Below are 20,349 nucleotides of genomic sequence, written 5' to 3' on the forward strand. Positions count from 1 at the left end.
ATTGCTATGAAAAAAATTGCGTTGTTTGCCTTATTGATCGTGTCGGGATCTTGTAAAAATGATAAAGAGAATCACGCTTTCGCGAAAGCGGAACAAGTTCAAATCTCTAATCAATTCAATGACTGGCTAGAAGAACAGTTTCAGAAAGACCTTGCTAGGGATCCACAAATGCAAACCCAAATGGGTATCAAAACCAATTATGGACAGTGGACGGATATCTCATCTGCTAGAGATCTAGAGGATAAAGAACTTGCAGAATCCCGATTAAATTACCTCAATAAGGAAGTAGAAACAGCTGCATTGGAAGGTCAAGATCTCTTGAGTTACCGACTCTATAAAAGCGAACAAGAACAAAAAATAGCCGATTTTGATTACCGTTTGTACAGCTATCCGGTGAATCAGATGCATGGAATGCAGGCAGAAATCCCTGCATTTTTGATCAATATGCACCAAGTAAGTGATGAGTCAGACGCGCTGGCTTACATTGAACGGTTGAAAGGAATCCAGCCATTGTTTGAGGAGTTGGTGAATAATTTGTCAATTAGAGAATCTAATGGTGTGATGTTACCGCGGTTTGTTTTTGAGAAAGTTCTTAAGGATTCGCGCAATGTAATTACCGGCACTCCTTTTAGTGATGTAGGTGAACAAAGTACACTTTCGGCAGATTTTAGCGATAAGCTCAAGAAACTAGACTTAACTAAAAAGCGGAAAACAGAGCTTCAACAATTAGCAGATGATGCGTTAATCAATCACGTGCAACCTGCGTATGAGTCATTGATTACCGTATTGACAGATCAACAACAGCGTGCTACAGGAGAAGATGGTGCCTGGAAATTCCCGAAGGGTGATGAGTTCTATCAATACGCTCTTAAAAGAACAACGACAACAAACATGACTGCAGACGACATTCATGAATTAGGTCTTAAAGAAGTAGAACGCATCAATAATGAGATGAAAGAGATCATGAAACAGGTAGAGTTTGAAGGGACTTTGCAGGATTTCTTTTTATTCATGCGTGACGATGAACAATTCTACTATGCAGATACAGATTCAGGAAAGGCTAAGTATTTAAGGGAAGCAAAATCCAAAATAAATGTCATGAAGGCAAAACTTCCTGAGCTCTTCAATACATTACCCGAAGCTGATATTGTAGTAAAGGCTGTGGAGAAATTTAGAGAGGCTAGTGCTGGAAAGGCATTTTACCAGCAACCTGCTGCAGATGGCAGCCGACCAGGAACTTATTATGCGAACTTATATGACATGAAAGCTATGCCTACCTATCAAATGGATGCGCTTGCTTATCATGAAGGAATACCAGGCCATCACATGCAGATTGCAATTGCACAGGAATTGGATAGTATTCCAGAGTTTAGAAAACACTCATTTCATACAGCCTACGTAGAAGGTTGGGGACTCTATTCAGAACTAATTCCAAAGGAAATTGGATTTTATCAAGATCCTTATGCTGATTTTGGTAGACTCGCCATGGAATTATGGCGCGCTTGCAGACTAGTTGTAGATACAGGAATCCATTCCAAAAAATGGAGTAGGGAAGAAGGTATTGATTACTATGTGACAAATACCCCAAATGCAGAGAGTGATGCTGTCAAAATGGTGGAACGTCATATAGTAATGCCATCACAGGCAACGGCATATAAAGTTGGAATGAATAAAATTGTACAATTGCGCTCCAAAGCTAAAGCTGCGTTAGGTGATGAATTTGATATCAAAGAATTTCACGATGTAGTGTTGACTAACGGATCTGTTCCTTTGAGTTTATTGGAAGAATTGGTTGATGAATATATTGAAGGAAAGAAGTAAATATTCAAAAGAGATCTAGGAATAGATCATAGCACAGTACAAGCATTTGTACAATTAAATACTAAGATAATCGCATTATGAAACGGTCATCACCGTATTTTTAATAGCTATGGCTTGCTTGTAGTTGGATTCTTTAAAAGCTTTTCCCGATAGAGTTCAAACTATCTATGACTTACAAGCCTATAATCCATGGGTACTTTTGTGCCTTAATCTTACCATAGATAGGAAGTGAAAGGTACATACCTTTGTATTCAGGCCTGACAACGACTAAGGCGCTCTTAAATACCTAGTCGTACAAACCAGTCTTTATCATACTAGTTCTATAACTGTTCTATACTGTTGCACACTAATTTGTCGAGTATTAGTCGAATGAGAGTCGTGTGTTAGTCGAGTCAGTCATACTCTTCTCACACGCTCCTCATACATTACCCCTTAAGCATCTCCCTAGTATCTCCTAATTATGTCAACTTATCAAAGTAATTTATTTACCATAATACCTGGTAATCATATTAGGATGGTATTGAATTACTTTACCCTGCGCTGAGTCTATCTGTATAAAAATAAGAAGGTTGTATTTGATGCTAAGGCTTGAATTAATTTGAATTCAGGTGTTGTCTTGATGTAGCTCTTTTTCTTATGGAAAGGTTTTTAAATTGGAAGCATAAAAAAAAAGGGCTGCCAATTGGCAGCCCTTTCATATTTAATATTATTTCTAAGATTAGTTGTTCACTTGGAACTTCACTCTTCTTACTAATTGTCTTGCAGGTGAGCTAGACTTCTCAACAGAAGCATCTTCGCCATTACCTTCATAAGATAATCTACCAGCATCTACACCAGTTGCAACAAGAATATCATTTACCATCTTAGCTCTACGCTCAGAAAGATCTTGGTTGTAAGAATCAGAACCTAATTCGTCAGCATAACCAGTTAAGCTTGCAGAAGCACCTGGGTTGTCTTTCATATAAGTTGCAAGGAAGTTGATAGAAGATAAAGAGTATTGAGTTGGCTTAGTGCTGTTAAACTCAAAGTAAACATTCACATAACCATCGTTAATCAATTTCTCAATCATTCCGTCAGTGTCACCGCCGTTGCTTCCATTAGCGCCTTTCATAGCATAACGAGCATCAAGAGCAGATTCCATGTCGTCAGGAATACCATTCTTGTTAAGATCTAATGCACGACCTTTAGTATCTACACGTACACCACTTTCGGTAGTATTATCACGATCTAAATAGTTAGGTACACCATCTTGATCATCATCTGCGTTGTTAGTTTCTAGAAGAGCTACTCTATCTTCAAGATCATCAAGTCTTGAATCAGCACTATTATCGTACCAGTCAGCATGAACTTCATTTCCACCTAAGTAGAAAGAAATACCAACTGATGCATTAACTAAAAAGGAATTAAATCCTCGTACTGAATTGTCAACACTTTGTGTACCATCAAATGTAAGATTTTGACGAACATGCCCAAAAATGGATAGGTCACCGAATAAAGCTACACGATCACTTAATCTTAGTTGCGGAGTTACACCTGCAGTAAAATTCAACATCTGATCTCTATCATCAATATCATTAGGTTCTGCGTAAGAAAGAGAAGTTACACCACCACCACCGTGAACTAAAAGTCCGAAACGATTGGTCCATTCCTTAAAACCGACTACATTACCAATGTTGATAACACCTTCAATAGATGCTCTGTAGGCATGAGATTTAAAAGGAAGACTCTCATCATCTCCTTCAAAACGGTTGTATCCAAGGTCTAAATTCAAACCGAATTTGTCATTGATCATATATCTTACACCAAGATCAGCTTGTCCGAAAGATGGAGTGTTGGTAAAATAGCCAGGGGCAAGAGGATTAACAGGTTTGTGTACACCTACACCAAGGTCTAAAGACCATTGATTGTAAGGTATAACTTCGCGATCTGCTGTGCGATCATCAGTCATTGAATCATTCATCATAGTATCCTGAGCCATTGCGGTCATTCCACTTAGTAATAAAACTGAAAATAATAATTTCTTCATGTTAAGTTTTTTTGCTTTCAAGGAGCAAATATATAATTGTTGTAATGATTAGCATGCTAAATTGATGATAAAAGGGCTATTTAACTATTATTTATAAAGTCAATTAGGAATATGGCAATAAAATCTGATAGGTATTACAAATCAAGCATTAAAACATATCTAAAATTAATAATTAACTATATTGGACAATCCTGTATTTTCATAAGCCTTTCTTTTTTGATGTGGACAAATTATAAGACTGGATATTTATTTATTTCTGTTGGTTTGTTAGCATAATAGCCATCTTTTATTAAATTTTTTTGGAGGCCTGTTAATCTGAAATTAACTTTAATAAATGAAATGACTTACAACTTGATAAAATCATTTATTTATATAAACCGTAATTTTGGATTTTATAATAATGTAGAATGAATAAAGTTAGGACAGTAGAATTGATGCTGCCAGCTTTGTGAATTTTTCAGAATCACATAGAATTTAAATGAAAGTAAAAAATATATGCTGTATTGGTGCGGGTTATGTAGGAGGTCCTACCATGTCCGTCATCGCAGCAAAGTGTCCTGATATACAGGTTCATGTTGTCGATTTAAACGCCCAACGCATTGCTGCCTGGAATGATGCCGACTTAGATAAGTTACCCATTTATGAGCCAGGACTTTCTGATATCGTAGCTGAAGCTCGCGGTCGTAACCTTACCTTCAGTACTCATGTAGATCAAGCCATTCAAGATGCAGACATGATCTTTATATCGGTTAATACACCTACCAAAACCTATGGAATAGGAAAAGGTATGGCCGCCGACTTGAAATACATTGAACTTTGCGCTCGCCAAATTGCTGCTGTGGCTACCACAGATAAGATCATTGTAGAAAAATCAACCTTACCAGTCCGAACGGCTGAGGCTTTGAAATCCATTCTTTCCAGTACAGGAAATGGCGTTAATTTTCAAGTCTTGTCAAATCCAGAGTTTTTGGCAGAAGGTACTGCGGTGCAAGACTTGCTGCAACCGGATCGTGTCCTGATAGGTGGTGAGCGAACCCCTGTAGGTGAAGAAGCCATGCAAGCGCTGCACGATGTTTATAATAACTGGATTCCAACGGAACGTATTTTATTGACCAACGTTTGGTCTTCAGAGCTTTCTAAGCTCACGGCTAATGCGTTTCTGGCTCAACGGGTATCCAGTATCAACAGTTTGAGTGCATTGTGTGAAGCGACTGAAGCTGATGTGGATGAAGTCGCAAGAGCTATAGGACAAGACTCGAGAATAGGACCTAAATTTTTAAAATCCAGTGTTGGTTTTGGTGGTTCTTGTTTTCAAAAAGACATTTTGAACTTGGTATACCTGTGTCAAACCTACGGTTTACAGGAAGTCGCCGAATATTGGCATCAAGTCATTAAGATGAACGATTATCAAAAACGCCGATTCGCACAAAAAATCATTAGCACGTTATATAATACCGTTAACGGTAAAAAGATCGTTCTTTTAGGTTGGTCCTTTAAAAAGGATACGAACGATACTCGAGAGTCCGCAGCTATTTATGTGGCCGATTATCTGTTGAGCGAAATGGCAGAGATTGTTGTTTATGATCCAAAAGTTACTGCAGAGCAAGTGTATGCAGATTTGGATTATTTAAATACGAGGAGCGAGTCCAAAAATAGAAGCTTAGTAACGGTTGTCAACAATTACGATGAGTTGTTCCATGAAGCTCACGCTGTGGCCGTCATGACCGAGTGGGATGAATTTAAAGAGATTGATTGGAATGGCGTTTTTGAAAACATGTTGAAACCTGCCTTTGTTTTTGACGGTAGGGCCATTCTAGACATGCCTGCTTTAGAAAAAATAGGATTCACAGGCTTTGCGATAGGCAAAGGATAATTTCGCTTTCACGAAAGCGAACAAAACACTTAGGTTGATCCAAGCATGAATTTGAAATAAGAATAGCGCGGATTCAAACATTAATTTAAATTATGAAAATAGCCTTAATCACAGGAGTCACAGGTCAAGACGGTGCCTATTTAAGTGAGTTTTTGCTTAAAAAAGGATATACCGTCCACGGACTGAAAAGACGTTCTTCTTTACTGAATACCGATCGGATTGATCATTTGTATGAAGATCCTCATGTAGAAAATCAGCGTTTTATTCTGCACTATGGTGATATGACGGACAGCACCAATTTGACCCGATTGATCCAAAGTATCATGCCAGACGAGATTTATAACCTTGCTGCGATGAGTCATGTTCAGGTTTCTTTTGAGATGCCTGAATATACCGGTAACGCCGATGGATTGGGAACCCTGCGTATTCTAGAAGCTGTGCGATTGCTGGGAATGGAAAAGAAAACGAGGATTTATCAAGCTTCTACCTCAGAATTGTACGGGAAAGTACAAGAGGTTCCACAAACAGAAACTACTCCATTTTACCCTAGATCGCCTTATGCGGTTGCCAAAATGTACGCTTACTGGATTACCGTAAATTATAGGGAGGCTTACGGGATTTATGCCTGTAATGGTATCCTGTTTAATCATGAATCTCCCATACGTGGGGAGACTTTTGTTACTCGTAAGATTACCCGTGCCGCAGCTCGCATCGCTTTAGGTCTTCAAGACAAGTTCTATATAGGAAATCTAGATGCTCAACGAGACTGGGGTCATGCTAAGGATTATGTACGTATGATGTGGATGATCCTACAGGCCGATGAGCCTGAAGATTGGGTTATCGCTACGGGAACGACCACTACGGTTCGTGACTTTATACGTATGGCCTTTAGAGAGGTAGGTATAGAGTTGGCGTTTAAAGGTACTGGCGTTGAAGAGAAAGCTTATGTAGCGTCCTGTTCCGATCCTAAATATACGGTCGAAATAGGTCATGAAGTTTTGTCCGTTGACCCGAAATATTTTAGACCTACTGAGGTAGAACTCTTGATAGGAGATGCCACCAAGGCTAAGGAAAAATTAGGCTGGGAATGCGAGTATCAGTTGCCTGAATTGGTGAAGGACATGATGAAAGGTGATCTTAAACTCATGCAGAAAGATCAGTTTTTAAAAGATCATGAGTATGATACCTTAAATTATTTTGAATAGTTCGCTTTCTATTCAAAGAATAGAAGTTCATGCCGCACTTGATGCGGTACGAAAGCGGAATACCTTCAAAAGTTAAAACATGGAAAAAGATTCAAAAATTTATATCGCTGGTCATCGTGGCTTGGTAGGAAGTGCGATTATGAATCATTTAATAGAAAGAGGATTCTCCAACTTGATCACAAGAACTTCTGCGGAATTAGATTTGAGAGCATCTGTAGCGGTTGCTGCTTTTTTTGAACAGGAACAGCCAGAGTATGTTTTTCTAGCTGCTGCAAAAGTTGGCGGTATCGTTGCTAACAACACCTATCGGGCAGATTTTATTCATGATAACTTAATGATCCAGAATCATGTGATCCATCAGAGTTATGTACATGGGGTCAAAAAGCTGCTTTTTTTAGGAAGTACCTGTATTTACCCTAAGGAATGTCCACAGCCTATGAAAGAAGAATACCTGTTGACAGGTCCTTTAGAATATACCAACGGACCTTATGCTATCGCTAAGATCGCTGGTATCAAGATGTGTGAGAGCTATAACTTGCAGTATGAAACGAACTTCGTTTCGGTCATGCCTACCAATTTATATGGTCCCAACGATAATTTTGATTTAGAAAAGTCCCATGTGCTGCCTGCATTATTAAGAAAAGTTCATTTAGGCAGGGCACTAGAACAAGGAGATTGGAGCGCTATTCAACGAGATTTGGATCGTTTGCCTATAGAAGGAGTTACTGGGCAGTCTAGTCAAGAGGATCAGCTTAAGGTGTTTGATAAGCATGGCATTCTTTTATCTGACCATGGTGTTCAAGTAGCCATTTGGGGTAGTGGAGCCCCCATGAGGGAATTTTTATGGAGTCAAGATATGGCAGATGCTTGTGTTTTTGTGATGCAACATGTGGACTTTAAAGATTTGGCAGGAACAACGGATGAAGTGCGAAACACACATTTAAACATAGGTACGGGTCATGATATTAGCATCAAAGACTTGGCGGGTCTTATCAAAAAGCAGGTTGGTTTTCAAGGTGAGTTCTTTTTTAGAGATGATAAACCTGATGGGACTATGAAAAAGTTGACGGATGTTTCTAAGCTTTATGGCTTAGGTTGGGAACACAGAGTAAACCTAGAAAACGGAGTTGAGAGGATGTACAAGTGGTATCTGCAACAAAAATAATATACTTTTAAAATCCTTATTCATTAGATTAAAGTGAATAGTCTCTATAATTTTAAGCTTCAGATACTTCAGAATATTCATACCTTTGCCGCTTTGTTTAGAAACCTTCAAAAACCTTAGCTTGAAGATATTAATAACTGGTGTCGCCGGATTTATAGGGAGCAACCTTGCAGAGTACTTTTTACAAAAAGGCGAGCAAGTCGTTGGTCTAGATAACTTTGCGACCGGGCATGCTCACAATATTGAGCCTTTGAAGAAAATGGAGTCTTTTTCTTTTATAGAAGGAGATATTCGAAATCTGGATACCTGTCATCAAGCCGTCAAGGGTTGCGATTATGTATTGCATCAAGCTGCATTAGGGAGTGTTCCTAGATCTATTAAGGATCCGATTACTTCTAATGATGTGAATGTGGGCGGATTTTTAAATATGCTGGTCGCATGTAAAGAAGCTGGTGTTAAGAAAATGGTCTATGCTGCCAGTAGTTCTACTTATGGTGACTCTGCTGCGTTGCCCAAAGTGGAAGATGTTATCGGGAAGCCGTTATCTCCTTATGCAATTACCAAATATGTGAATGAACTGTATGCTGATGTTTTTTATAAAACCTACGGCTTAAATACGGTAGGACTCCGATACTTTAATGTTTTTGGCCGCAAGCAAGATCCTAACGGAGCCTATGCTGCTGTGATCCCTTTGTTTACGAAGAATCTAATGAATAAACAATCGCCCAATATCAATGGTGACGGTACGTATTCGCGAGACTTCACTTATATCGATAACGTGATTCAAGCTAACGAGAAAGCGATGTTGTCAGAGCATCCTGATGCTGAAAATACCGTTTTTAATGTGGCCTATGGAGATCGAACCGATCTGAATTTGTTGGTAGATTTACTACGAAACAGCCTTTCCAAATACGATGCAGCTATTGCAGATGTAGCCACTACTTATGGACCCGAACGAATTGGTGATATTCCACATTCCTTGGCTTCCATTGATAAGGCTCGTTCTATCATTGGCTATGATCCCCAATATAATATACAGACAGGTATCGATGAAGCTGTAAAATGGTACTGGAATAATTTATAAAACTTCGCTTTGATTACGCAGTAATCAAGTTTATGCCGCACTTGATGCGGTACCATTAGTTAAAGAAAATGAAACAATAAAAAGATGCAAAGAAAAATCGCCGTCGTTGGATTAGGATACGTAGGACTGCCATTAGCTAGATTGTTTGCTACAAAATTCCCAGTTGTGGGTTTTGATATCAATGAAGCCCGAGTTACTGAATTGAATACAGGTCATGATAGTACGCTGGAAGTAGAAGATGACATTCTTAAAAAAGCCTTGAAGCCTACTAATGACGATGACAATGGGTTGTTTTGTACTTCACAGTTAGAACATATTTCTGATTGTAATTACTATGTCGTTACTGTTCCTACACCCGTAGATAAGAACAATAGACCAGTCCTTACCCCTTTGTACAAATCTAGTGAAAGTGTGGGGTCTGTCTTGAAAAAAGGAGATATTGTCATTTATGAATCTACAGTATATCCTGGGGTGACTGAGGAGGAATGTGTGCCGGTTTTGGAGCGCGTGAGCGGTTTGATTTTCAACAAAGACTTCTTTGTAGGATACTCACCAGAGCGTATTAATCCAGGAGATAAGGAACATACGGTAGATAAAATTTTAAAGGTGACCTCTGGTTCCACACCAGAAGTCGGAATCAAGGTAGATGCTTTATATAAAGAAGTCATTACTGCTGGGACTCATTTGGCGCCTACAATAAAAGTAGCCGAAGCGGCTAAGGTGATTGAAAATTCACAACGCGATATCAATATTGCGTTTGTCAATGAGTTGGCGAAGATCTTTAATAAACTGGATATCAATACGCATGATGTTCTCGAAGCTGCCGGGACTAAATGGAATTTTCTTCCCTTTAAGCCAGGCTTGGTAGGTGGGCACTGTATAGGTGTTGATCCTTATTATTTGGCACAAAAGGCTCAAGAAGTAGGGTATCATCCCGAGATTATTCTAGCAGGAAGACGTATGAATGACAGTATGGGTAGCTATGTGGCTAGTGAAGTCGTTAAATTGATGCTTTCCAAAAATATTGCCGTTAAAGGATCTAAGGCGCTCGTACTCGGTATAACGTTCAAGGAGGACTGTCCTGATGTCAGAAATACCAAGGTAATTGATGTCGTATCCAATCTAAAGGAATTTGGTATCGATGTGACGATCTTTGACCCGCTAGCTAATCCAGACGAGGTAGAGCACGAATATGGAGTGCGTAACATCAAAAAATTAGGAACTGAAACCTATGATGCTATTGTATTAGCGGTAGCCCATAAAGAATTTCTAAGGCTTGACTTTAGTGCTAGTTCTAAGGAGACCGCTGTGTTGTACGATGTCAAGGGTGTTTTAGGAGATCGAGCCGATAAGAAATTATAATATGAAAAAGATTTTAATTACCGGAGGAGCTGGTTTTATAGGATCCCATGTGGTAAGACGATTTGTTAGCCAATATCCAGATACGGCGATTGTCAATTTAGATGCATTAACCTACGCGGGTAATTTGAACAATATTACCGATATTGAGGATGCATCTAATTATACTTTTGTAAAGGGTGATATTACCAACTCTGACTTTATCCATAAGCTATTTCAAGAACATAGGTTCGATGGCGTGATACATCTAGCGGCTGAATCTCATGTGGACCGATCTATAACCGATCCCGTAAGCTTTGTAATGACTAATGTGGTAGGAACTGTTAATTTGCTTAACGCGTTCAAGGAATTGTGGAAAGGTGATTTTACCAATAAGCGCTTTTACCATGTAAGCACAGATGAGGTATATGGATCGCTAGGAGAAACTGGTTTGTTTACCGAATCCACCTCTTACGACCCCAATTCGCCATACTCCGCTTCTAAAGCAAGCTCTGATCATTTTGTACGTGCCTATGGAGAAACATATGGAATGCCCTATGTGATTTCCAATTGTTCCAACAATTATGGTCCACATCATTTTCCAGAGAAGTTGATCCCCTTATTTATCAATAATATTATTCATCATAAGCCCTTACCAGTATATGGTGATGGTAATTATACACGTGATTGGTTGTATGTGATCGATCATGCCATCGCTATTGATCTCGCTTTCCATCAAGGGGAAAACACCGCTACCTATAACATAGGTGGTTTTAACGAGTGGAAAAATATAGATCTGGTGAAGTTACTTTGCCAAATTATGGATGAAAAACTAGGCAGAGATACTGGTGCCTCTGAACAACTTATCACTTATGTAACCGATAGGCCCGGTCATGATTTGAGGTACGCCATAGATGCTTCTAAAATTAATAGTGAATTGGGTTGGAAGCCTACAGTAACCTTTGAACAGGGATTAGAAAAAACTATAGACTGGTATTTACATAATGAAGAATGGTTGGCACAGGTAACTAGTGGAGCCTATCAAGATTATTACAACCAACAATACAAATAATAAGTTCGCTTTCGCGAAAGCGGAATACCGTTCGATATTAATTGCAGACAATGAACTTAAAACACACAGAGATAGAGGGTTGTTTTCTTTTAGAACCAAACATCATCAAAGATGAGCGCGGTTTTTTTATGGAGAGTTTTAATCAGCAAAAATTTGAAGCCCTTACGGGTGTAAAGATGGCTTTTGTACAAGATAATATGTCGCATTCTACCTATGGAGTTATTCGTGGAATGCATGCGCAAGCTGGAGAACATGCCCAAGCAAAACTAGTAAGTGTCTTGCAAGGCGAGGTCTTGGATGTAGCTGTTGATATCAGAAAAGAATCGGCCACCTACGGAAAGGTCGTTACTGCATTATTAAATGATGTCAATAGGCATCAACTCTTTGTTCCCAGAGGCTGTTTACATGGTTTTGCGGTATTGAGTAAACAAGCTACATTTTTCTATAAATGCGATAACTTTTATAATAAAGCATCAGAAATTGGTGTCAAATATGACGATTCATCGCTTCATATAGATTGGAAAATCCCAGCGGATCAGCATATCATTTCAAGCAAAGATGCAGATCTTCCAATTTTAAAGGATTTGAAACTATGAGCATGGTTTTAGTCTTTGGCGGCAATGGTCAGTTGGGTCAATGCCTGCAAGAGGTGGTCAAGGATCAAGGATCTAATGGATTGAACTATAAATTTCTTTCGACAGCTGAAGGAGATATTACTAATGATAAAAAGCTGACACTTCTATTTCAGGAGAACCAACCATCTTATATTATCAATTGTGCTGCCTATACCGCAGTAGACATTGCAGAGGATGAAGGGGAAAAGGCAAAAAACATTAACACGATCGGTGCGGGAAATCTAGCAAAGTTATGCGGTCAATATGGAACAACACTCATACACATCTCAACAGATTTTGTTTTCGATGGTTCACAATCTTTTCCTCTTAAAGAAACCGATGCTACAAATCCATTAGGGATTTATGGAGTAACCAAACTAGCGGGCGAGCAATCGATTGCTGAAAATTGTGACAGGTATTTTATTATTAGAACGAGCTGGTTATACAGCACCTATGGTAAAAATTTTTTGAAAACCATGCTTCGACTAGCTCAGAATCGAAATACTATTTCAGTAGTTTCTGACCAGATCGGTACGCCAACTTATGCCATGGATCTTGCAGGATTCATCCTTCATCTCATTGACAACAACGCTAATCAATATGGTGTTTACCATTTCAGCAATCAAGGTGTGGCTTCATGGTATGATTTTGCAAGCGAAATTTTAAAGAACACAAAAACTATCGCAGTAGTGCCGGTAAATAGCGATGCATATCCTACTAGGGCTATCAGGCCTGCATTTTCTGTTCTGGATAAAAATAAAATAAAGAACACCTTTTCCTACAATATTCCTTACTGGAGAGATAGTGTGGAAAAGTGTTTGTTAAAATTAAATGCTTCACTATGAAAGGAATAGTTCTCGCCGGTGGATCCGGTACTCGATTGCATCCATTGACATCAGTTTTGTCTAAACAATTGCTGCCCGTGTATGATAAACCCATGATCTATTATCCGTTATCCACGCTCATGAGCGCGGGAATCAATGAGATATTGATTATTTCAACTCCCAAGGATCTTCCCATTTTCAAGGAATTACTGGGCGATGGTAGTAAATACGGTTGTCATTATGAATATGCTGTGCAAGAGAATCCCAATGGACTTGCTGAGGCTTTTATTATAGGGAAGGATTTTATAGGTAAAGATAAGGTCGCGCTCATATTGGGCGACAACATTTTTTACGGCACTGGTCTCAATGATTTATTAAAAAGCAATAATGATCCTGATGGAGGCATTATCTATGCCTATCATGTCCATGACCCAGAACGGTATGGTGTGGTAGATTTTGATAAAGATGGCAAGGTCATCTCCATTGAAGAAAAACCCAAGGCGCCTAGGTCAAACTATGCCGTTCCTGGGATCTACTTTTATGATAATTCTGTTGTAAAAATCGCAGAAAACATAGAGCCTTCTGCCCGTGGAGAGTTGGAAATAACTGATGTCAATAGAGAATATCTCAAAAGGGGGAATCTTAAGGTAAGTATACTTGATAGAGGTACTGCATGGCTTGATACCGGTACTTTTAAATCACTTATGCAAGCCTCTCAATTTGTAGAGGTAATTGAAGAGCGACAAGGTTTGAAAATAGGATCTATTGAAGCAACTGCGTTTGAAATGGGTTATATTGATAAGGAGCAATTGGAAAAACTCATCACACCATTGTTCAAAAGCGGATATGGAAACGCATTGAAGGATAAATTGAACGATTCCATTTAAATACTGCAAATGATAAAAATATTGATTCTTTTTGGAACGCGACCAGAAGCCATTAAAATGGCTCCGCTGGTGGAGGAATTCAAAAAGCGAAAAGATAAGTTTGATGTAAAGGTCTGCGTTACGGGTCAGCATAGGGAAATGCTGGATCAGGTGTTGGATTTTTTTGACATCGTGCCAGATTTTGACATGGATTTGATGAAGCCCAATCAAAATCTATACAATCTGACAGCCGAGATCCTGACTGGATTGAAACCGATCTTGGAGTCCTATCGACCAGAGTTTGTATTTGTTCACGGCGATACCACTACCACAATGGCTGGAAGTATAGCTTCCTTTTATGCAGGAGCAAAGGTTTGCCACGTTGAGGCTGGATTGCGCACCTTTGACAAGTTATCTCCATTCCCAGAAGAAGTTAATCGTCAGATCACAGGACGCATAGCAGATTATCATTTTGCTCCTACTTCCACCTCCAAAGAAAATCTACTCAAGGAAAATGTGGATGAAAGCAAGATCATTGTTACGGGCAACACGGTAATAGACGCATTGTTGCAAAGTGTGGAAAAGGTTTCCAAAAAGCCAACCTTATTTGCCGAGGAGCTTTCTAAAGAACTAGGCGAGAAAAGAGTGGTATTGATAACTGGCCATAGAAGGGAAAACCATGGCGCGGGATTTGAAAGAATTTGTCAGGCGATAAAAAAGCTCGCGACGGTAAAACCTGAAGTCGTTTTTATTTATCCAGTTCATCTCAACCCCAAGGTTTTAGAGCCAGTCAATAAAAATTTATCTGGTGTTGAAAATGTCATGTTGATTGAACCCCTAGCCTATGAAAATTTCATTTGGCTCATGAATAGGTCAACAGTTATTTTGACAGATAGTGGTGGCGTTCAAGAAGAAGCACCTAGCTTAGGCAAACCAGTGCTAGTTCTTCGGGACACCACTGAAAGGCCAGAAGCGATTGAGGCCGGCACGGTCATTCTTGTTGGCACTGACGTCGATTTGATCGTGAATCATACTATGGAGCTATTGGAGAATGAGGATAAGCTGATAGAGATGAGTAATCGTCATAATCCTTATGGAGATGGACAAGCTTGTAGAAAAATTGCAGATTTCATTAGTAATAGTAGATAAGAAAAATTATGAATCCAGAAGTAGTAATGATAGGTCTAGGTTATATTGGACTGCCGACGGCGGCTCTAATAGCGTCAAATAAAGTTGAAGTTCTTGGAGTAGATATCAATCCTAAGGTAGTTGAGACCATTAACAAGGGCGAGATTCATATTGTCGAACCAGACCTACATACGGCAGTTCATAAAGCAGTTACTGATGGGTTTCTAAAAGCATCAACTACTCCAGAAAGCGCCAATATTTATATTGTTGTGGTTCCGACTCCATTTAAGGATAAAAACGAGCCAGATATTTCTTTTGTTGAAGCTGCTACTAAGGGTATAATTCCTTTATTGAAAGATGGGGATCTTTATATCATTGAATCCACCTCACCGGTAGGTACCACAGAAAAGATGAGGGATTACATTTTCAGTGAGCGTCCAGAATTGATGGACAAGCTGGACGTTGCCTACTGTCCAGAACGAGTGCTGCCTGGGAACGTGATGCATGAATTGGTGCATAACGATAGGGTTATTGGTGGGATTGATCAAAAAAGCACAGAGAGAGCAACCAGTTTCTACGCGAAATTTGTACAGGGAGATCTTCATCCAACAAATGCGCGAACTGCTGAAATGTGCAAACTCGTAGAAAACTCTTCACGGGATGTTCAGATTGCGTTTGCTAATGAACTGTCACTCATCTGCGACAAAGCAGATATCAACGTATGGGAATTGATAAAACTTGCAAACAGGCATCCACGAGTGAATATTTTACAACCTGGTTGTGGAGTAGGTGGCCACTGTATAGCAGTTGACCCCTATTTTATTGTGGCAGATTTCCCTTTAGAATCCCAGATTATAGGAAAGGCCCGTGAAATAAATAACTACAAGTCTTTCTGGTGTGCAGAAAAGGTCAAGAATGCAAAATTGAAATACCAATTGGATTATGGTAAAAAGCCAAGTATTGCTTTAATGGGTCTTGCATTCAAACCCAATATTGACGACCTCAGGGAATCACCGGCAAAATATATTGCACAAAAGGTACTTCAGGATTCACAGGATGAAACCTATTACATTGTGGAGCCGAATATCGAGGATCACAAGGTTTTTAAATTGACCAATTATCAAAAGGCGGTTGATCAAGCAGATATCGTCGTATTTCTAGTGGCCCACGATGAATTCAAGAATCTCAATTTGTCTGATGATAAAATGATTCTAGATTTTTGTGGGGTAAATAATAAATAATTGGATTCCGTAAAAAACAGCAACTCTTTCGGTCAGAGCAATACGGCACAGGCTTTCTGGGTTGCTGCTGGTAGCTTGAGTTCCTTTGCTCTTGCCATGGTAAGTGCTGCGGTATTGTCACGATATTTTGATAAAACGGAGTATGGTACATATCGACAGATCCTTTACATATACAGTTCACTACTGATCATATTTTCTGCGGGATTGCCTCGTGTGTTTGCCTATTTTCTACCTAGGCATACAATTGAGGAAGGAAAATATATTGTCAAGCAAATTACCCAAGTTCTGTTTCTTGCAGGAATGCTGTTTTCTGCATTTCTTTTTTTTGGATCGGGATTGATTGCCCAGTTTCTTAATAATGAAGAACTGGAATATGGATTGAGGATATTCTCACCTATTCCCATGCTGCTTTTACCTACACTAGGTATTGAAGGCATTTTTTCTACCTATAAAAAAAGTATGTATATCGCCATATACAACACCGTTTCACGGTTGATTATGCTCGCCTTTATTCTGGTGCCAGTGCTTTATTTTGGAGGTACTTACATCTATGCTATTTATGGATGGCTGGCTGCATCAGTGTTGATGCTGTTTATGGCGTTGTGGTTTAAGAACATTCCATTTAAGGGTATTGTATCCCAATCAAGTTCTCTAACCTATAAGGAGATATTTGGTTATAGTCTGCCATTGGTTTTTGCAAGCATTTGGGGAATCGCGATCAAAACGGCAGATGAGTTTTATATCAGCCGCTATTTTGGTGCAGACACGTTTGCAGAGTTTTCCAATGGATTTACTGAGCTTCCTTTCGTTACCATGATTACCGCAAGTACATCGGTGGTTTTGATGCCCTTGTTTTCCAAGCTTTTCAAGGAAGGTGGGAAGATAGAAGAGCTCATAACGACGTGGCGTAGTGCATTGAAAAAGTCCGCGATTTTAATTTATCCGTTGGTCATTTATTTTTTGGTGTTTAGTACAGATATTATGGTTTTTCTCTATTCTGATAAATATGAAGTTTCGGGATCCTACTTTAAGATCAAGCTGCTCTTCAATTTTTTCAATATCGTGGTGTTTGCTCCTTTGTTTTTAGCAAATGGAAAGACAAAGCTCTATGCGTACGTTCACATGTATCTGGCGATTTTTTTATGGGCAAGTGATTACGCCTTGATTTTATTATTTGATTCTCCTTATGCAATTGCAATAAATAGTATTTTTTTGGCTGTAGCCAAAATTTTAATATTCGTATACCTTTCTGCAAGATTCATCAAGGTGCCAGTGTTAAGGTTTTTCCCATTAAAGACCTTGGTAAAGCTATTGATTCACGGAAGCATCATTATCGCATTGGTCAAGTTATTTGATATATATATATATCATGTGGATATTTTATTGCTCCATTTGACGATCACATTTTCTCTGTTCTCTTTACTTTTGGTAATCAGCGCCAGATTCTTCAGACTTAATTATCTAGAAATTTTTATTCCGTTTATAAATAAAGTAATCAAGAAGAAATGATACCATTGAAGATTACGATTATCACTGCGTTTATCTTTCCAGAAATGACGCCACGAGCAAATAGGTCGACAGAGCTGGCCATTGAGCTGGCCAGGACTGGTCATGAAGTTACTTTGTACGCCATACTGGGCAATTACGATTATTCTTCTTTTGAAATGGAGCATTCCTTGAAGGTTAGGGATTTTCCCAAAATGAGGTTCGTCAAAAAAACGAGCAGCTCCAATGAAAGGCGAGGTTTAAAAGACCGAATACTGCGCAAGCTATTTGGAAGGTTGTTGGAATTCCCAACCATTGAATTAAGCTTTAGGGTGCAATCCATTTTAAAAAAGACAAAAGGCGCTGATTTGTTGATTACGGTTTGCGGTAGTTATCCAATTAATTGGGGAACCGCTTGGTTCAAAGTGAAAAACACGACGCTCTTTCCGAAAATTTGGATCGCAGATTGTGGCGATCCCTATATGGGCAATATATTCAACAATCCACCTTTCTATTTCAAATATGTGGAAAAATGGTTTTGTAGAAAAGTAGATTACCTAACAGTTCCCATCGAGAATGCTAAAAATGGTTATTACCAGGAATTTTGGGATAAGATCAAAGTAATTCCTCAAGGATTTAGATTCAATAAACCCAAGACCAACCTTGCCGTAATAAATAGTAGCCCTACTTTTGTGTACGCTGGAGCTTTTTACCCAGATTTGAGGGACCCTAGGGTACTGTTGGAATACCTTGCTTCTCTTGAGATAGATTTTAAATTTATAATATACACAGGCGCGATAAATTTAGTGGAACCCTACATGGATAGGCTGCAAGGAAAAATCGAGTTGAGGGATTATATCATGCGGGATGAGCTGATTGACGTAATGGCTTCGGTAGATTTTCTTTTGAATCTTGAAAATGAAACATCAGTGCAGAATCCAAGTAAGCTTATAGATTATGCACTAGCTGAAAGGCCTATTTTAAGTATCAGATCATCTACCTTTAACCATATAACAGTTGATGAATTCTTAATGGGTAATTATAAAAATCAATTAGAGATTGAGAATTTAGAGCAGTATAATATTAGGAACGTAGCCCAACAGTTTGTTGAATTATATTCCATTGATAAAGTCAAGTAGATGATAAATGTTACACAAACATTTTTTCCACCTTTGGAAGAATATAATTCTTATCTCCGGAGAATATGGGACAATAAGTGGTTGACAAATCGTGGTAAATTGGTAGTGGAGTTGGAAGAAAAACTCAAATCCCATTTGGGCACTTCCTCTATTTTAACCATGACTAATGGTACGCTTCCCATACAGATTGCCTTAAAGGTGTTGGGCGATGGTGGAGAAATAATTACAACACCCTTTAGTTATGTGGCGACAACATCTGCCATTATTTGGGAAAATTGCACACCTGTTTTTGTTGATATCGATCCAGAGCATTTGACCATTGATGAAGAATTAATAGAAGCTTCAATCACATCAAAGACTACGGCAATACTAGCAACGCATGTTTTTGGCAACCCATGTCATGTAGAGAAGATAGAGGAAATAGCACAAAAACATCAACTTAAAGTAATTTACGATGCAGCGCATTGTTTTGATGTTGTTTACAAAGGCAAATCCATTTTTGAATACGGCGATGTAAGCACCTGTAGTTTTCACGCCACAAAACTTTTTCATTGTGGAGAAGGTGGAGCCTTATTCTGCAGGGATGAGGATCTTATGCATAAATTGTTTTATTCCCATAATTTTGGACACGATGGACCGGTAGCTTTTCATGGTTTGGGGATCAATGCAAAAATATCAGAACTTCAAGGAGCAATGGGTTTGTCAGTATTGCCCTACATGACTGAAATCGCAGCTGCTCGAAAAAAAGTAGTCGACTATTATCGGGATCATTTGGACTTCTCAAAAATTCAGTCGATGAAGATAAGGAAGGACACACAGTGGAATTATAGCTACTTCCCAATCATATTTAAAACCGAAAAGGATTTGTTACAAGTGCAGTCCCGTTTGAATGAAGCAAAAATTTTCCCTAGGCGTTATTTTTATCCATCGCTCAATACTATACCTTATGTAAATGGTAGCAGTATGCCTATATCGGAACGAATAGCGTCGCGTGTATTATGTTTGCCTTTATATTTTGGTTTGGAAGAAATTGATCTGAAAAAAATATGTAATTTGATAAATTTGAATGATGAATAAAATAAAAGTTGGAGATCGGGCAATTGATAAACGGCGTTTCTCATCTGCAGACGTTCAAAACTATGCTGATCTAAGTGGGGATTTTAATCCTATTCATTTTGATGAGGATTATGCTAAGGATACAATTTTTAAAAAACCGATTGTGCACGGGCCTTTAGTAATAACTTTAATAACAACCCTATTTGCTAAAGAGCTTCCGGGACCTGGGAGTGTTTATCTTAGTCATGATATAAAATATCTACATCCAGTATTTATCGATGATGAGGTTACAGCAATTTTAGAAGTAATTGAGGTTACAGATAAACAGCATGTTATAATCAAAACTAGTTGTTACAACGCTCAAGAAATATTGTTACTTGAGGGAATAGCACGATTAAAAAAATATTGAGGC

Annotated in this window: 17 protein-coding genes; 16 read left to right on the top strand and 1 reads right to left on the bottom strand. The window is 38.8% G+C overall.

The annotated features are described in order from the left end of the window. Window positions 1–6 precede the first annotated feature (6 nt). Entirely contained in the window at window positions 7–1,821 is a 1,815-nt protein-coding gene (locus BLO34_RS01695) for a DUF885 domain-containing protein (protein WP_090752024.1), read from the top strand. A gap of 718 nt (window positions 1,822–2,539) precedes the next feature. On the opposite strand, the gene BLO34_RS01700 is transcribed toward BLO34_RS01695, so the two are convergent. Further along, window positions 2,540–3,847: an OmpA family protein gene (locus BLO34_RS01700; protein ID WP_090752026.1), complete on the bottom strand. Its 1,308-nt coding sequence runs from the start codon at window positions 3,845–3,847 to the stop codon at window positions 2,540–2,542. 478 nt (window positions 3,848–4,325) lie between these two features. On the opposite strand from BLO34_RS01700, the gene BLO34_RS01705 reads away from it, so the two are divergent. The 15 genes from BLO34_RS01705 to BLO34_RS01775 all read left to right on the top strand — a co-directional run bounded on the left by BLO34_RS01705 (window position 4,326) and on the right by BLO34_RS01775 (window position 20,346). Then, window positions 4,326–5,720, top strand: a complete 1,395-nt coding sequence (locus BLO34_RS01705) for a nucleotide sugar dehydrogenase (RefSeq protein WP_090752028.1) — start codon at window positions 4,326–4,328, stop codon at window positions 5,718–5,720. A 92-nt stretch (window positions 5,721–5,812) separates the two neighbouring features. After that, window positions 5,813–6,925 (top strand): GDP-mannose 4,6-dehydratase, encoded by a 1,113-nt coding sequence (gene gmd / locus BLO34_RS01710; protein WP_090752030.1) that lies wholly within the window; start codon window positions 5,813–5,815, stop codon window positions 6,923–6,925. Between the two features lie 79 nt (window positions 6,926–7,004). Beyond that, window positions 7,005–8,090, top strand: a complete 1,086-nt coding sequence (locus BLO34_RS01715) for a GDP-L-fucose synthase family protein (RefSeq protein ID WP_090752032.1) — start codon at window positions 7,005–7,007, stop codon at window positions 8,088–8,090. 121 nt (window positions 8,091–8,211) lie between these two features. Continuing rightward, on the top strand, window positions 8,212–9,174 hold the full coding sequence (locus BLO34_RS01720; protein ID WP_090752033.1) for an SDR family oxidoreductase: 963 nt from the start codon (window positions 8,212–8,214) through the stop codon (window positions 9,172–9,174). Between the two features lie 84 nt (window positions 9,175–9,258). After that, window positions 9,259–10,536 carry a nucleotide sugar dehydrogenase gene (locus BLO34_RS01725; protein ID WP_090752035.1) on the top strand — a complete coding sequence of 426 codons (1,278 nt, stop codon included), beginning with the start codon at window positions 9,259–9,261 and terminating at the stop codon, window positions 10,534–10,536. 1 nt (window position 10,537) lies between these two features. Beyond that, window positions 10,538–11,584: a dTDP-glucose 4,6-dehydratase gene (gene rfbB, locus BLO34_RS01730; protein WP_090752037.1), complete on the top strand. Its 1,047-nt coding sequence runs from the start codon at window positions 10,538–10,540 to the stop codon at window positions 11,582–11,584. A gap of 50 nt (window positions 11,585–11,634) precedes the next feature. Then, the gene (gene rfbC, locus BLO34_RS01735) at window positions 11,635–12,180 is read left to right on the top strand and encodes a dTDP-4-dehydrorhamnose 3,5-epimerase (RefSeq protein WP_090752039.1); all 546 of its coding nucleotides are present in this window, start codon (window positions 11,635–11,637) and stop codon (window positions 12,178–12,180) included. Next, window positions 12,177–13,043: a dTDP-4-dehydrorhamnose reductase gene (rfbD, locus tag BLO34_RS01740; RefSeq protein WP_090752041.1), complete on the top strand. Its 867-nt coding sequence runs from the start codon at window positions 12,177–12,179 to the stop codon at window positions 13,041–13,043. Before rfbC ends, rfbD begins: the two co-directional genes overlap by 4 nt. Then, window positions 13,040–13,909 carry a glucose-1-phosphate thymidylyltransferase RfbA gene (rfbA, locus tag BLO34_RS01745; RefSeq protein WP_090752043.1) on the top strand — a complete coding sequence of 290 codons (870 nt, stop codon included), beginning with the start codon at window positions 13,040–13,042 and terminating at the stop codon, window positions 13,907–13,909. Before rfbD ends, rfbA begins: the two co-directional genes overlap by 4 nt. 9 nt (window positions 13,910–13,918) lie before the next feature. Then, entirely contained in the window at window positions 13,919–15,037 is a 1,119-nt protein-coding gene (wecB, locus tag BLO34_RS01750) for a non-hydrolyzing UDP-N-acetylglucosamine 2-epimerase (RefSeq protein WP_090752045.1), read from the top strand. An 8-nt stretch (window positions 15,038–15,045) separates the two neighbouring features. Next, entirely contained in the window at window positions 15,046–16,257 is a 1,212-nt protein-coding gene (wecC, locus tag BLO34_RS01755; protein WP_090752047.1) for a UDP-N-acetyl-D-mannosamine dehydrogenase, read from the top strand. Continuing rightward, window positions 16,258–17,766, top strand: coding sequence for an oligosaccharide flippase family protein (locus BLO34_RS01760; RefSeq protein ID WP_090752049.1), 1,509 nt, complete (start codon window positions 16,258–16,260; stop codon window positions 17,764–17,766). A gap of 5 nt (window positions 17,767–17,771) precedes the next feature. Further along, window positions 17,772–18,881: a hypothetical protein gene (locus BLO34_RS01765; RefSeq protein ID WP_157686612.1), complete on the top strand. Its 1,110-nt coding sequence runs from the start codon at window positions 17,772–17,774 to the stop codon at window positions 18,879–18,881. Then, window positions 18,882–19,958 (top strand): DegT/DnrJ/EryC1/StrS family aminotransferase, encoded by a 1,077-nt coding sequence (locus tag BLO34_RS01770; RefSeq protein ID WP_090752052.1) that lies wholly within the window; start codon window positions 18,882–18,884, stop codon window positions 19,956–19,958. It begins immediately after the preceding gene. Continuing rightward, complete coding sequence (locus BLO34_RS01775; protein WP_157686614.1) at window positions 19,951–20,346, top strand: MaoC family dehydratase; 396 nt, start codon at window positions 19,951–19,953, stop codon at window positions 20,344–20,346. The genes BLO34_RS01770 and BLO34_RS01775 overlap by 8 nt, the downstream gene beginning before the upstream one ends. The last annotated feature ends 3 nt before the right edge of the window (window positions 20,347–20,349 follow it).

The organism is Nonlabens sp. Hel1_33_55 (assembly GCF_900101765.1).
Classification (GTDB): Bacteria; Bacteroidota; Bacteroidia; order Flavobacteriales; family Flavobacteriaceae; genus Nonlabens.

Coding starts and splice junctions, on each gene's coding strand:
- BLO34_RS01695 (WP_090752024.1), top strand. CDS start 7: ATGAAAAAAATTGCGTTGTTTGCCTTATTGATCGTGTCGGGATCTTGT.
- BLO34_RS01700 (WP_090752026.1), bottom strand. CDS start 3,847: ATGAAGAAATTATTATTTTCAGTTTTATTACTAAGTGGAATGACCGCA.
- BLO34_RS01705 (WP_090752028.1), top strand. CDS start 4,326: ATGAAAGTAAAAAATATATGCTGTATTGGTGCGGGTTATGTAGGAGGT.
- gmd (WP_090752030.1), top strand. CDS start 5,813: ATGAAAATAGCCTTAATCACAGGAGTCACAGGTCAAGACGGTGCCTAT.
- BLO34_RS01715 (WP_090752032.1), top strand. CDS start 7,005: ATGGAAAAAGATTCAAAAATTTATATCGCTGGTCATCGTGGCTTGGTA.
- BLO34_RS01725 (WP_090752035.1), top strand. CDS start 9,259: ATGCAAAGAAAAATCGCCGTCGTTGGATTAGGATACGTAGGACTGCCA.
- rfbB (WP_090752037.1), top strand. CDS start 10,538: ATGAAAAAGATTTTAATTACCGGAGGAGCTGGTTTTATAGGATCCCAT.
- rfbC (WP_090752039.1), top strand. CDS start 11,635: ATGAACTTAAAACACACAGAGATAGAGGGTTGTTTTCTTTTAGAACCA.
- rfbD (WP_090752041.1), top strand. CDS start 12,177: ATGAGCATGGTTTTAGTCTTTGGCGGCAATGGTCAGTTGGGTCAATGC.
- rfbA (WP_090752043.1), top strand. CDS start 13,040: ATGAAAGGAATAGTTCTCGCCGGTGGATCCGGTACTCGATTGCATCCA.
- wecB (WP_090752045.1), top strand. CDS start 13,919: ATGATAAAAATATTGATTCTTTTTGGAACGCGACCAGAAGCCATTAAA.
- wecC (WP_090752047.1), top strand. CDS start 15,046: ATGAATCCAGAAGTAGTAATGATAGGTCTAGGTTATATTGGACTGCCG.
- BLO34_RS01770 (WP_090752052.1), top strand. CDS start 18,882: ATGATAAATGTTACACAAACATTTTTTCCACCTTTGGAAGAATATAAT.
- BLO34_RS01775 (WP_157686614.1), top strand. CDS start 19,951: ATGAATAAAATAAAAGTTGGAGATCGGGCAATTGATAAACGGCGTTTC.